This is a genomic window from Streptomyces sp. NPDC058646 (assembly GCF_042716875.1).
Taxonomy (GTDB): domain Bacteria; phylum Actinomycetota; class Actinomycetes; order Streptomycetales; family Streptomycetaceae; genus Streptomyces.
The window spans coordinates 20,221-32,858 of sequence record NZ_JBHXRK010000030.1; the positions used below are offsets into that span (position 1 = coordinate 20,221).

At 72.8% G+C, this 12,638-nt stretch carries 12 protein-coding genes; 8 read left to right on the plus strand and 4 right to left on the minus strand.

Features of this window, described 5'->3' with window-relative positions:
• Window positions 1-8: 8 nt before the first annotated feature.
• Window positions 9-215 (plus strand): helix-turn-helix domain-containing protein, encoded by a 207-nt coding sequence (locus tag ACFWUZ_RS29630; RefSeq protein WP_266945152.1) that lies wholly within the window; start codon window positions 9-11, stop codon window positions 213-215.
• A gap of 71 nt (window positions 216-286) precedes the next feature.
• Window positions 287-1,552, plus strand: a complete 1,266-nt coding sequence (locus ACFWUZ_RS29635) for a tyrosine-type recombinase/integrase (RefSeq protein WP_384379541.1) — start codon at window positions 287-289, stop codon at window positions 1,550-1,552.
• A 75-nt stretch (window positions 1,553-1,627) separates the two neighbouring features.
• Here the strand turns inward: ACFWUZ_RS29635 and ACFWUZ_RS29640 are convergent, their stop codons facing one another.
• Window positions 1,628-2,989 carry a glutamine synthetase family protein gene (locus ACFWUZ_RS29640; RefSeq protein WP_384379544.1) on the minus strand — a complete coding sequence of 454 codons (1,362 nt, stop codon included), beginning with the start codon at window positions 2,987-2,989 and terminating at the stop codon, window positions 1,628-1,630.
• 217 nt (window positions 2,990-3,206) lie between these two features.
• Between ACFWUZ_RS29640 and ACFWUZ_RS29645 the strand changes: the two genes are divergently transcribed.
• The 3 genes from ACFWUZ_RS29645 (at window position 3,207) to ACFWUZ_RS29655 (ending at window position 4,961) form a co-directional block, all read left to right on the plus strand.
• Entirely contained in the window at window positions 3,207-3,554 is a 348-nt protein-coding gene (locus tag ACFWUZ_RS29645; RefSeq protein ID WP_384379547.1) for a hypothetical protein, read from the plus strand.
• Between the two features lie 67 nt (window positions 3,555-3,621).
• Window positions 3,622-4,296, plus strand: a complete 675-nt coding sequence (locus ACFWUZ_RS29650) for a DUF3105 domain-containing protein (protein ID WP_384379549.1) — start codon at window positions 3,622-3,624, stop codon at window positions 4,294-4,296.
• Window positions 4,293-4,961 carry a DUF305 domain-containing protein gene (locus tag ACFWUZ_RS29655; protein ID WP_384379552.1) on the plus strand — a complete coding sequence of 223 codons (669 nt, stop codon included), beginning with the start codon at window positions 4,293-4,295 and terminating at the stop codon, window positions 4,959-4,961. Before ACFWUZ_RS29650 ends, ACFWUZ_RS29655 begins: the two co-directional genes overlap by 4 nt.
• Window positions 4,962-4,985: 24 nt before the next feature.
• Here ACFWUZ_RS29655 and ACFWUZ_RS29660 read toward each other — a convergent pair whose 3' ends face one another.
• Both ACFWUZ_RS29660 and ACFWUZ_RS29665 read right to left on the minus strand, forming a co-directional pair.
• Window positions 4,986-5,867, minus strand: a complete 882-nt coding sequence (locus ACFWUZ_RS29660) for an alpha/beta fold hydrolase (protein WP_384379556.1) — start codon at window positions 5,865-5,867, stop codon at window positions 4,986-4,988.
• Entirely contained in the window at window positions 5,864-6,565 is a 702-nt protein-coding gene (locus tag ACFWUZ_RS29665; protein ID WP_384379559.1) for a DUF998 domain-containing protein, read from the minus strand. Before ACFWUZ_RS29665 ends, ACFWUZ_RS29660 begins: the two co-directional genes overlap by 4 nt.
• Before the next feature lie 567 nt (window positions 6,566-7,132).
• Here ACFWUZ_RS29665 and ACFWUZ_RS29670 point away from each other — a divergent pair.
• Window positions 7,133-8,422, plus strand: a complete 1,290-nt coding sequence (locus ACFWUZ_RS29670) for a DUF4352 domain-containing protein (protein ID WP_384379561.1) — start codon at window positions 7,133-7,135, stop codon at window positions 8,420-8,422.
• A gap of 142 nt (window positions 8,423-8,564) precedes the next feature.
• Window positions 8,565-10,319, plus strand: a complete 1,755-nt coding sequence (locus tag ACFWUZ_RS29675) for an NAD+ synthase (protein ID WP_384379564.1) — start codon at window positions 8,565-8,567, stop codon at window positions 10,317-10,319.
• A 107-nt stretch (window positions 10,320-10,426) separates the two neighbouring features.
• On the opposite strand, the gene ACFWUZ_RS29680 is transcribed toward ACFWUZ_RS29675, so the two are convergent.
• On the minus strand, window positions 10,427-11,455 hold the full coding sequence (locus tag ACFWUZ_RS29680) for an endonuclease/exonuclease/phosphatase family protein (protein ID WP_384379567.1): 1,029 nt from the start codon (window positions 11,453-11,455) through the stop codon (window positions 10,427-10,429).
• A 276-nt stretch (window positions 11,456-11,731) separates the two neighbouring features.
• Between ACFWUZ_RS29680 and panB the strand changes: the two genes are divergently transcribed.
• Entirely contained in the window at window positions 11,732-12,601 is an 870-nt protein-coding gene (gene panB, locus ACFWUZ_RS29685) for a 3-methyl-2-oxobutanoate hydroxymethyltransferase (RefSeq protein WP_384379570.1), read from the plus strand.
• The last annotated feature ends 37 nt before the right edge of the window (window positions 12,602-12,638 follow it).

Sequence of the window (12,638 nt, forward strand, 5' to 3'; positions counted from 1 at the left end):
GAGTTCGCGTGAGCATCACCCTGCCCGAGCGCTACCTCACCCCGGACGACATCGCGGCTCTCTTCGGAGTGCCTGTGGAGACCGTCTACCAGTGGCGCAAGAAGCGCACAGGCCCTCCGGGATTCCGGGTCGGCAAGCACCTGCGCTACTGCCCCGACACCGTGCACAGCTGGATCACCGCACAGATGCAGGCAGACATCAGCCAGGCCGTCTGAGACGCCACCACACCAAGGGAGGGCGGGTCTACGGAACCCGCCCTCCCGATTCCTCACAGAAAGGCCATTACGTGGCTGGCCACATCCAAGACCGCTGGTACAAGACCGAGCCTGGTCCTGCCGGAAAGCCCGTCCGGGTCAAGACCGACCGCTACGGCACCGGCCTTCGCTACCGCGCCCGGTACATCGGGCCCGACGGCACCGAGAAGAGCAAGTCGTTCCGGGACCGAGAGAAGCGTCTCGCCGAGCAGTGGCTCGCCAACATCGAGGCGGACATGTCCCGGGGTGCCTACGTCGACCCGGCCGCCGGCCGGACCACCTTCCGCCAGTACGGCGAGAAGTGGATCGCAGCACAGACCACCGACATGACCACCCGCACCACCGTGGAGGTACAGCTCCGGCTCCACGCGTTCCCGCACATCGGCACCCGGCCCCTGGGCTCGTTCAAGCCCGAGCACATTCGGGAGTGGCTCGGCGTGCTGGAGAACCTGCTCCCCAGGTCGTCCTACCGGCGCGTCATCTTCAACACCGTGTCGGCCGTGCTGACCGCGGCCGTGGAAGACGGGCACCTGGTCAAGAATCCGTGCCGGGCGACTTCGGTCCGCGCTTCCCTGGCCGCGACGCCCCGTGTACGTCCGTGGACCGCTGAGCGCGTCTTCGCCGTGCGGTCCGCGCTCCCCGCGCGGTACCGGGCGATGGCCGATGTCGGCGGCGGCTGCGGCCTGCGGCAGGGCGAGATCTTCGGGCTGGCCGTGGGCGCGGTGAACGGCGAGACAGGGTGGGTCCACGTGGACTGCCAGGTGAAGGTGGTCAATGGGCACCTCGTGTTCTCACCGCCCAAGCGCGGCAAGGAGCGGGACGTACCGCTTCCCGACAGCGTGGCCCATGTGCTCAAGCAGCACAGCGAGGAGTTCCCGCCCGTCGACGTGACGCTCCCCTGGCTCCGGCCGGATGGGCCGCTCGTCACGAAGCGGCTCCTGTTCTCGCTCGCCGGCGGCGGGGCCGTGCGGCGGACGGACTTCAACACCCGCGTGTGGAAGCCCGCCCTCGTCGCGGCTGGGGTGCTGGAGGAGCCGAAGCCCGGGGAGCGGCACCAGGCCGCGCGTGAGCACGGGATGCACGCGCTGCGGCACTTCTACGCCTCGGTGCTCCTGGACGCCGGGGAGAACGTCAAGGCACTCAGTACGTACCTCGGGCACGGCGACCCCGGCTTCACCCTCCGTACCTACACGCACCTCATGCCGAGCAGCGAGGGCCGGACCCGGAAGGCCGTGGACGGGGTCTACAAGGCCTCGGGTTCCGCGTCGGACGGCCCACAGACGGCCCAGGGCCGGTGAGACGACTCCGGGCCGGTGGTCGATGACCACCGGCCCGGAGTGTCGTGCAGCCCTCTGTAGGGCTCTGACCTTGCCTTACAGCACCGGGAGGTTCTTGCGGAGTTCGAAGGCGGTGACCTCCGAGCGGTATTCCTCCCATTCCTGCTTCTTGTTGCGCAGGAAGAAGTCGAAGACGTGCTCGCCGAGGGTTTCCGCGACCAGTTCGCTGCGCTCCATCAGGGCGATGGCCTCGCCGAGGTTCTGCGGGAGGGGTTCGATGCCCATGGCCCGGCGTTCGGCGTCGGAGAGGGCCCAGACGTCGTCGTCGGCGCCCGCCGGGAGTTCGTAGCCCTCCTCGATGCCCTTGAGGCCGGCCGCGAGGAGGACGGCGTAGGTGAGGTACGGGTTGGCGCCCGAGTCGATCGAGCGGACCTCGACCCGGGAGGAGCCGGTCTTGCCCGGCTTGTACATCGGGACGCGGATCAGCGCCGAGCGGTTGTTGTGGCCCCAGCAGATGTACGAGGGGGCCTCGCCGCCCGCCCCGGCGCTGCGGGAGGAGCCGCCCCAGATGCGCTTGTACGAGTTGACCCACTGGTTGGTGACCGCCGCCGTCTCGGCGGCGTGCTTCAGCAGCCCCGCGATGAAGGAGCGGCCGACCTTGGAGAGCTGGTACTCGGCGCCCGACTCGTAGAAGGCGTTCCGGTCGCCCTCGAAGAGGGAGAGGTGGGTGTGCATGCCCGAACCCGGGTACTCCGAAAAGGGCTTCGGCATGAAGGTGGCCTGCACGCCCTGCTCCAGGGCGACCTGCTTCATCACCAGGCGGAAGGTCATGATGTTGTCGGCCGTGGACAGCGCGTCGGCGTAGCGGAGGTCGATCTCCTGCTGGCCGGGGGCGCCCTCGTGGTGGCTGAACTCGACCGAGATGCCCATCGATTCGAGCATGGTGATCGCCTGGCGGCGGAAGTCCATGCCCACGTTCTGCGGGGTGTGGTCGAAGTACCCGGAGTTGTCCGCCGGGACCGGGCGGGTCCCGTCCAGCGGCTTGTCCTTCAGCAGGAAGAACTCGATCTCCGGGTGGGTGTAGAAGGTGAAGCCCAGGTCGGAGGTCTTGGCCAGGATCCGCTTGAGGACGAAGCGCGGGTCCGCGAAGGACGGGGAGCCGTCCGGCATCAGGATGTCGCAGAACATCCGGGCCGTCCCGGGGGCCTCGGCGCGCCACGGCAGTATCTGGAAGGTGCTCGGGTCCGGCTTGGCGATCATGTCGGACTCGTAGACGCGGGCGAAGCCCTCGATCGCGGAGCCGTCGAAGCCGATGCCCTCGTCGAAGGCCTGCTCCAGCTCCGCGGGTGCGACCGCGACGGACTTGAGGAAGCCCAGTACGTCGGTGAACCACAGGCGCACGAAGCGGATGTCCCGCTCCTCAAGCGTCCGGAGGACGAATTCCTGCTGCTTGTCCATGCCTTCATCCTCGCAGTTCAGACGGCCTGTGCACCAATGCCGCGGGGGCTCGGGCACAGTCGGGCCGCCCCAGTATCACCAACGGTGGTTTCCGCCAGATTACGCACCTGCCGAAGGTCGCGGCACCCCCGCACTGACCTCGGGCCCGTCATGAGCATTACCATCTGCGCCCATGGGGGGCTGGGAGCACACGCGGGGTGGACGCCGAGGGCGTCCCGTGGCGCGCCTCGGCGTCCTCCTGATGGCCTTCGGGGTGCTGGCCGGTGCGCTGCTGCTGTGTGCCCGGCCCGGTGAGGTCCGTACCGCCACCGGTGGGGGCCATGCCGCCACCGGGGTGCCGGGGCACGGGACGCACGTCGTCTGCCTGTCCCCGTACGAGCCGCCGGGCTGCTCCGGCCTCTCGCACGTCGCCCCGGGCGTCCTGCCCGCCCCGCCGCCCGCCGTGGCCGTGGGCCGGACCGGGCCCGCACCCGGCGCCCGTCCCGCCCGCGCCGGGCAGGTCCGGCCGGTGGGGACGCTCGCGCGCGCTCCCGATCTCCACGCCCTCCAAGTGCTGCGGACCTGACGGGTCCGGCGCCGCACGCGCACCGACGGATCCACCTTCCACCCCCCAGCAGAAGGAACCACGGCACATGGCAAGCAGGACCGGCAAGAGCGACCGGAACCACCCGAACGACCCGCACTCCCGCCAGGCCCGGATAGCCGAGATGCGCCGCGCCGACAAGGCGCGCGACCGGCGCAACAAGGCCATCGCGATCACCACCTCGGCTCTCGTCGTCGCCGGGCTCGTCGGCTTCGGCGCGTGGGTGATGATCGACCAGCGGGAGAAGGAGGACGCCAGGAAGGCGGCCCTCAAGGCCCCCGTCAGCGGCGAGCAGACCTGGGACGCCAAGACGCTGGGCCGCAACCACGTCGAGACCCCGGTGAAGTACGAGATGACGCCTCCGGTCGGCGGGGACCACCACCCCCGCTGGGCGAACTGCAACGGCGACGTCTACGCGAACCCGGTGCCCGAGGTGAACGCCGTCCACTCGCTGGAGCACGGCGCGGTCTGGGTGACGTACAGCGAGAAGGCCGGCAAGGCCGACGTGGACAAGCTCGCCGAGACGGTCCGCAAGACCCCGTACACGCTGATGAGCCCGGTCAAGGAGCAGGCAGGCACGATCATGCTCAGCGCCTGGGGCAAGCAGCTGACGGTGGACGAGGCGTCCGACCCGCGGGTGGCGCAGTTCTTCACCAAGTACGTGCAGGGCCCGCAGACCCCCGAGCCGGGCGCGGCCTGCACGAACGGGGTGGCCGACAAGTGAGCCGCACGTACTGGGCGGCGGGCGCGGCGGTCCTGCTCGCGCTGCTGTTCGCGACGGCGGCCACGGTTTCCGCCGCGAGCGGCGGCGACGGCGGTGACGGCGCGGGCACGGCGTCCCGCCCGCCCGGGCTGCACTCCCCGGACGCGGGTTTCGCCCGGGACATGGCCGTCCACCACCAGCAGGCGGTGGAGATGTCCTTCGTCGTACGGGACCGCACCCAGGACGAGGCGGTACGCACCCTCGCGTACGACATCGCCAACACCCAGGCCAACCAGCGGGGCATGCTGCTGGGCTGGCTCGACCTGTGGGGGCTGCCGAAGGTGGTGGCCGGCGAGCCGCCGATGTCCTGGATGGGCACGGGCGGCGAGCACTCGGGGCACGGGGCGCAGGAGGCCGTGCCGGGCGCGCTGATGCCGGGCATGGCCACCAAGGAGGAGCTCGCGCAGCTGGGCACCGCCGGGGGCCGGGACGCGGAGGTGCTCTACCTCCAGCTGATGACCGACCACCACAAGGGGGGCGTCGCGATGGCCGAGGGCTGTGCGCGGCAGTGCGCGACCCCGGCCGAGCGGGACCTGGCCCGGGGCATGGTCGAGGCCCAGCAGTCGGAGCTCACCCTGATGGCGGACATGCTCCGCGGGCGCGGGGCGGCGCCGCGCGGGGCCTGACCGGCGCCACGGTGACGCCAGGGCCTAGGACCCGCGAGCCGCCGTGCGGACCGCCCGGGCCACCTGGTCCGGGCGGTCCAGCATGACGAGGTGCCCGGCGGGCTCGGCGACCTCGAAGCGGGCCCCGAGCCGGTCGGCGAGGGCGGCCTGGCGGGCCAGCCAGCGCCGGGCACCCCGGCCGTCGCTCCCGTCGTGGCCGGCGAGGACGGTGACGGGGGCGGCCAGCGGGTGCGTACGGCGCAGGGCCGGCAGCTCGGCGGCCGCGTCCGGGTAGCCGGCGTTCTCCAGCAGGGCCCCGCGCCAGACCCGGCCGGTGCGGTAGCAGCGGCGTACGAGCTCCCGCGCGGCCGGGTCGGAGCCGCCGGTCCGGGAGGCGCGTACGGTGGCCCGCCGGACCTGCGGGCCCAGGGCGGCGGGCAGTCCGGCGGCGGTCACCGCCCGGCCGAGCGCCCGGGCGGCCCCCGTGCGCAGTGCGGCGGGCAGCACCGCGCGGGGGGCTTCCTCCACGCTGGAGTCCAGGAGGACCAGGGCCGCGGTGCGCTCCGGGTACAGGCGGGCGAAGGCTTCGGCGTGGAAGCCTGCGATGGAGTGCCCGGCGACGGTGACCGGGCCGGGCAGGCCGAGCGCGTCCAGCAGACCGGCGATCCGGCGGGCCTCGCCGGCGGCGCCCGCCGGGGTGCGGGCCGGGCCGCTGAGGCCGTGGCCGGGGCGGTCGAAGCGGACGACGGTGCGGCCCGCGGCGACGAGCAGCGCGGCGACCGCGTCCCAGTCGAACCAGGCCATGGCGAGTCCGGCGCTCAGGACGCACACCGGGCCGCTGCCCTCGACGACCACGTGGAGCGGGACCCCGTCGTCACCCGCACCGTGGACGATGCGGCCGGTGTCCGGGCCCGTCCGCGGGGTCACGTACGGCGCTCCTTGTGGACGGAGTACGCGAGCAGGCCGAGCCAGACCGCCACGAGCAGCACCTGGAGGCGCTGGCCGGCGCCGAGGGCCCAGGTTCCGCGGCCGGCGGTGAACAGGGCGATGGACGTCAGGGTCCAGGCGGTGGCGAGCAGTTCCAGGGCGATGAGGGCGGGGCCGTAGCGGGCGAGGGGGGCGAACCAGTCGTAGCGGCGCGCGGCGACGGTGAGGGCCACCAGGCCGACGAGGGCACCGGCCATGGCGAGGCTGCTGCTGACGGCATGGGCCTGGTGGGTGGCGGGGACCAGTCCGGCGGTCTCCCGGGCGGCGCATTCGGGGTCCACGGTGGGCGTGCAGCTCAGCGGCAGCCAGGCGTCGGCGGCGGTGGCCGCGCCGAAGAGGGCGAGGCCGGCCCAGCCGAGGACGGCCCAGCGGCGACGGGACTCGGCGTAGCGCACCAGGCGGCTCAGGGACGTCAGGCCGCCCGCGAAGACGAGCAGGCCGGCGGTGAAGTCGGTGGCCCGGAACAGGCCGCCGAGCGGCTGGTCCTGGGCGGCGAGTTCGCTGACGTAGGTCTCGATCGGGTTGAGGCCCGTCGAGACGACGACTTCGAGTACCCATGCGGTGTAGGCGGCCGCCCCGAGGCCTATGAGGAGGGCGACCGGCCAGGCGGTGTACGAAGAAGTGCCATTTCTGGACATATTGCGACTAATCCTAAGCGCGCCCGGGGTCGGTCCTCTGGTCGGATCCCCACCCCGGTCAGGGTTCCGGTCATGACGTGCGGAGCCCGGCGAGCCGCTCCGCCGCCGCTGCCGGGCTCCTTCGCCCCGCACGCCCTGGTCCGTCCGACCGGGCCCCACGCCGTGGAAGACGTAGGTGCGACACGCCGCGTTGCCTCCGCGTCCACCTCGGCCCCGGCCAGGCAGGGTGAGACGCACCACGTCCCGGACCGCTCCGGACCGGCCGGGTCCCGCGGTACCGCGCCGCTCGGGGGTGCGGGCCGCGTACCGGCCGGTCCGGCGGCCCGGGCCGGACCGGGCGGCCCCGGGTCCAACGACTCGGCAACGATGCGGCGCCCTGGGGCCCCCGTACGCGGCCGCCCCCGGACCCTCCCGCCGGGTCCGGGCCCTGACGGGGCGGTACCGGGGCGGCGCCGGGGCGTACGGGCCGTGCCGGGCGGCGGGGAAAATGGCGGCCGGGCGCGCGCTGCGGCGTGGCACCCTGTCCGGTGATCACCACTGCCGCGACATAAGGATGCGCCCGCCGGTATGAGCACCCCGCCGAACCCGCCCAGCAACACGCCCGGCCCGTCGACCGAGCCGGCCGGTACGCCCGTACCCGAGGCGGCCTCGATACCGGAGGCGGCCCCGGCGCCCGCGGCCGCGCAGCCCCCGTCGCCGGAGAAGGCGCCCCCGCCCGCCGGAGCCCCATCGCTGGAGAAGGTGCCCACCCCTGCCGCGGCCCCCTCGCCGGCGAAGGGCCCGTCGCTGGAGAAGGCTCCGGCCCCGGCCGACGCCCCTCCCGCCGCGGCCACCCCGGCCGACGCCCCTCCCGCCGCCTCCGCCCCGCAGGCGCCCGCCCCGTCGGGCCCCCCGGCCCCGGCCCCGGCCCCCGCCCCCGCGCCGTCGCCCTTCGCTCCGCTCACCCCGGCCCCCGCCCCGCCGGCCGGCGCCGGATTCGGCGGACCCGGCGGACCCGGTGTCCCCAACAACCCCTGGGCCCAGCCGGGCGCGGGCTTCGGCGGCGTCCCGTACCCGACGTACCCGCAGGCGGCCCCCACCACCAACGGGCTGGCGATCGCCGCACTGGTCCTCGGCATCCTCGGCATCCTCGGCGGCGTCACGCCCTTCCTCTTCTGGGCCGGCGCCCTCCTCGGCCTGACCGGCTTCGGCCTCGGCATCGCCGGTCTCGTCAAGGCCAACAAGGGCGCGCCTCGCAAGGCCATGGCCGTCACCGGCATGGTCCTCGGCTTCCTCAGCCTCGGTGCGATGGCGGGCGGCATCTACTTCACGGCAGCCATCGTGAAGGAGGTGGAGAGGCGGGAGGACGAGGACCTCGCCGAGCTGGACATCGACCCGCCCTACTCCCCGAGCTCGCCGAGCTACCCGGGCTACCCGACGCCGAAGCCGAAGCCCTCGCCCTCCGACATCCCCGGCAAGACCTCCGCGCTCCCCTGGGGCAGCACGTTCACCTACCCGGACGGCGTCGAGATCACCGTGCAGGAGGCCACCGCGTACACCGTGGGGAAGACCGCCTACCCCCAGAACCGCACCGGCCGCGGGGTCAAGGTGACCGTGAAGATCACCAACAGGTCCGACGCCCCGATCGACGTGACCACCGCGCTGCCGCACGCCCGTGACGACAAGGGAACCGAGAGCGAGATGGTCTTCGACGGCTCCCTGCCGAAGCTGTTCAAGGGTTCGGTCCTGCCCGGCGAGTCGGCCACCGGCGGGTTCGTCTTCGACGTCGCCAAGGACTCGAAGAACCTGCACTTCGAGATCTCCCCCGGCATCACGAACGACTACGACGACGCGATCTGGAGCGGCCCGATCGGCTGACCCGACCGGCCGACCCGACCGGCCGACCCCCTCCTCGCGGCCGCTCCCGAGGCGCCCCCGGCGGGGCGCCTCACGGCGTTCCCGGCCCTTCCGCCGTACGGGTTCCAGGACATCGCGTCAGAAAGACGATTAGACTGGGCCCGTGCCTCAACTTCGTCTCGCTCTGAATCAGATCGACTCGCACGTCGGCAGCATCGCCGCCAACGCCGACTCGGTCGTCCACTGGACCCGGCACTCCGCCGAGCAGGGCGCCCACCTGGTGGCGTTCCCGGAGATGATGCTGACCGGGTACCCCGTCGAGGACCTCGCCCTGCGCGAGTCCTTCGTCGAGGCCTCCCGCACGGCGCTGCGCGCACTCGCGCGGCGGCTGGCGGACGAGGGCTTCGGCGAACTGCCGGTCGTCGTCGGTTACCTCGACCGCTCCGAGCGGGCCACGCCCCGGCTCGGCCGCCCGGCCGGCTCCCCGGAGAACGCGGCCGCCGTGCTGCACCGCGGGGAGGTCGTCCTGCGGTTCGCCAAGCACCACCTCCCCAACTACGGCGTGTTCGACGAGTTCCGGTACTTCGTGCCGGGCGACACGCAGCCGGTGATCCGGGTGCGCGGCGTCGACGTGGCCCTGGCCATCTGCGAGGACCTCTGGCAGGACGGCGGCCGGGTCCCGGCCACCCGCTCCGCCGGGGCCGGACTGCTGATCTCCGTGAACGCCTCCCCGTACGAGCGCGACAAGGACGACCAACGCCTCGAACTGGTCCGCAAGCGGGCCCAGGAGGCCGGCTGCACCCTCGCCTACCTGGCGATGATGGGCGGCCAGGACGACCTGGTCTTCGACGGGGACTCGATCGTCGTCGGCCGCGACGGCGAAGTCATCGCGCGCGCCCCGCAGTTCTCCGAGGGCTGCGTGCTCGTCGACCTCGACCTGCCGGCCGCCCCCGCCGACGCCCCCGAGGGCGTGGTGGGCGACGGGCTGCGCATCGACCGCGTGATCCTCTCCGAGGAGCCCGTGGAGCCGTACGATCCGGTCGTCCCCGGCGGGTACGCGGACCGCCTCGACGACGACGAGGAGGTCTACGACGCGCTGGTCGTGGGCCTGCGCGCGTACGTCCGCAAGAACGGCTTCCGATCGGTCCTGATCGGGCTCTCCGGCGGCATCGACTCCGCGCTGGTCGCCGCGATCGCCTGCGACGCGGTCGGCGCGCAGAACGTCCACGGCGTCTCGATGCCCTCGAAGTACTCCTCGGAGCACTCCAGGGGCGACGCGGCCGAACTGGCCCGGCGGGCCGGTCTGCACTTCCGGACGGTCTCGATCGAGCCGATGTTCGACGCGTACATGGGGTCGCTGGGCCTCACCGGCCTCGCCGAGGAGAACCTCCAGTCCCGGCTGCGCGGCACCCTGCTGATGGCGCTCTCCAACCAGGAGGGGCACCTGGTGCTGGCCCCGGGCAACAAGTCGGAGCTGGCCGTCGGCTACTCCACCCTGTACGGCGACTCGGTGGGCGCGTACGGCCCGATCAAGGACGTGTACAAGACGGACGTCTTCCGGCTCGCGCGGTACCGCAACCGGGCCGCGGCCGAGCGCGGCGAGACCCCTCCGATCCCGGAGAACTCGATCGCGAAGCCGCCGAGCGCCGAGCTGCGCCCGGGGCAGGTGGACACGGACTCCCTGCCGGACTATCCGGTGCTCGACGCGATCCTGGCCCTGTACGTGGACCGGGACCAGGGCATGGAGGCGATCGTGGCAGCCGGTTTCGACCGGGAGCTGGTCGCCAGGACCCTGCGGATGGTGGACACGGCCGAGTACAAGCGCCGCCAGTACCCGCCGGGCACGAAGATCTCCGCGAAGGGCTTCGGCAAGGACCGCCGGCTGCCCCTCACGAACGGCTGGCGCGAACAGGCCTGACGCGGACGCGCCGCGGGCCGCCCCTCCGGCGGCCCGCGGCGCGTCCTGCAGGCAGAGCGTCCTGCGGGCACCGCGTCCCGCAGCAATGCGTCCCGGAGTGCGGCGGCCTACAGCACGGCGGTGACCCGCGCCGCGACCGGAAGGTGGTCGCTGCCCGTGCGCGGCAGCGTCCAGGAGGCCTCCGGCGTGATCCCGCGGACCATGATCTGGTCGATGCGGGCCATCGGGAACGGGGCCGGCCAGCTGAAGCCGAAGCCGTCGCCCGCCGCACCCTGCGTGGAGCGCATCTGAGACGTGACCTCGGACAGGGCCCGGTCGTTCATGGTGCCGTTGAGGTCGCCGAGCAGGATGACCTTCCTGAGGGGTTCGGCCGCGAGCGCGGCGCCCAGCGCGTCCGCGCTGTTGTCGCGCTGGTTGGCGGTGAACCCGGCGTTGGCCTTGACCCGGACGGAGGGCAGGTGGGCGACGTAGACGCCGATGTCCCCGTAGGGCGTGGCGACGGTGGTGCGCATGGCCCGGGTCCAGCCCATCTTGATGTCCACGGGCTGGCTGGAGGTCAGCGGGTACTTGCTCCACACGCCGACCGTCCCCTCGACCGCGTGGTACTTGTACGTGCCCGACAGTGCCTTCTCGTACGCCGGGAGGGCGCCCGCCTTCAGCTCGGTCAGGGCCAGTACGTCCGCTCCGGACTTCGCGACCGACTCGGCGGTGCCCCGGGGATCGGGGTTGTCGGCGTCGACGTTGTGGGTGGCGACCATGAGGTTGCCGCCGGATCCGGACTTGTCGCTGACCAGTCCGCCGAACAGGTTGACCCAGACGACGGCCGGCAGCAGGACCGCGATCAGCGCGGTCGCGGACTTGCGCAGGACGGCGGCGACCAGCAGCAGCGGGACGGCCACGCCCAGCCAGGGCAGGAAGGTCTCGGTGAGGCTGCCCAGGTTGCCCACGTCGTTGGGCAGCTCGGCGTGGAGGATCATGATCAGGGAGATCAGCAGGGAGAGCGCGGCGAGCACGATCCCGCGCCGCCAGATCCCCCGGTCACCGCGCCGGGCGGCCAGTCGGCGCCGGAGGCGGGATCGGGAGGGCTCGCGCTCCGAGCCGCCGTTCCCCGTCTCCGTCATGTACGCCTGTGCCATGCCACTGCCCTCGCTGCCGTGCTCGCGCTCCGTCCCCGCCCCTTGACCCTAGGCGATGTACGGAGCCTTCCGTGCCGTACGTCACGACCGCCCGTCGCGGTCGTACGTCCGGGAGGACGAACAGCCGTGCGCCACGGGTTCCGGTTGTCACGAAACACGCACATTGGAGTACCCCGGCCCGGCCCACTTCCGCCCCGGGCCGCCCGGATGCCACCATGGGGGGTGAGTCCGGGGACGCCGTGAGGGCGCCTCGAGATGACACAAGGAGCAGTTGCAATGACGCACGCCGTTTCGCCTGCCCGCGAACCCGCCCAGGCGGCCTCCCCCACCCTGTACGGAGGCACGGGCACCCGGCGCATCACCGTCCGCGACCTCACCCTCGCCAAGGAGCGGGGCGAGAAGTGGCCCATGCTCACCGCCTACGACGCGATGACCGCGTCCGTCTTCGACGAGTCCGGCATCCCGGTCATCCTCGTCGGCGACTCGATGGGCAACTGTCACCTCGGCTACGAGACCACCGTCCCCGTGACGATGGACGAGATGACCCTGCTGTCGGCGGCCGTCGTACGGGGCACCAGCAGGGCCCTGATCGTCGGCGACCTGCCGTTCGGCTCCTACCAGGAAGGCGCCGTGCAGGCCTTGCGCAGTGCCACCCGCCTGGTCAAGGAGGCCGGCGTGGGAGCGGTGAAGCTGGAAGGCGGCGAGCGCTCGCTGCACCAGACCGAGCTGATCGTGCAGTCCGGCATCCCCGTCATGTCCCACCTGGGGCTGACCCCGCAGTCCGTCAACGCCATGGGCTACCGGGTCCAGGGCCGCGGGGACGAGGCCGCCCACCAGCTGCTGCGCGACGCGAAGGCGGCGCAGGACGCGGGTGCCTTCGCGGTGGTCCTGGAGCTGGTCCCGGCCGAGCTGGCCGCCGAGGTCACCCGGTCCCTGCACATTCCCACCGTCGGCATCGGCGCCGGCTCGGAGTGCGACGCCCAGGTGCTGGTCTGGACCGACATGATGGGCCTGACCGCCGGGAAGCTGCCCCGGTTCGTGAAGCAGTACGCGAACCTCCGCAAGACCATGGGCGACGCGGCGAAGGCCTTCGCCGAGGACGTCGTCGGCGGAACGTTCCCGCAGGAGGAGCACGCCTTCCACTGATGACGTGGCCCGGCTGCGGCGGCGGGCCGTAGGGCGG

Bases quoted from the DNA above. Each gene is read 5' to 3' on its own strand.
- ACFWUZ_RS29640 (WP_384379544.1), bottom strand. From the start codon at position 2,989: ATGGACAAGCAGCAGGAATTCGTCCTCCGGACGCTTGAGGAGCGGGAC.
- ACFWUZ_RS29680 (WP_384379567.1), bottom strand. From the start codon at position 11,455: ATGGCACAGGCGTACATGACGGAGACGGGGAACGGCGGCTCGGAGCGC.
- ACFWUZ_RS29670 (WP_384379561.1), top strand. From the start codon at position 7,133: ATGAGCACCCCGCCGAACCCGCCCAGCAACACGCCCGGCCCGTCGACC.
- ACFWUZ_RS29650 (WP_384379549.1), top strand. From the start codon at position 3,622: ATGGCAAGCAGGACCGGCAAGAGCGACCGGAACCACCCGAACGACCCG.
- ACFWUZ_RS29665 (WP_384379559.1), bottom strand. From the start codon at position 6,565: ATGTCCAGAAATGGCACTTCTTCGTACACCGCCTGGCCGGTCGCCCTC.
- panB (WP_384379570.1), top strand. From the start codon at position 11,732: ATGACGCACGCCGTTTCGCCTGCCCGCGAACCCGCCCAGGCGGCCTCC.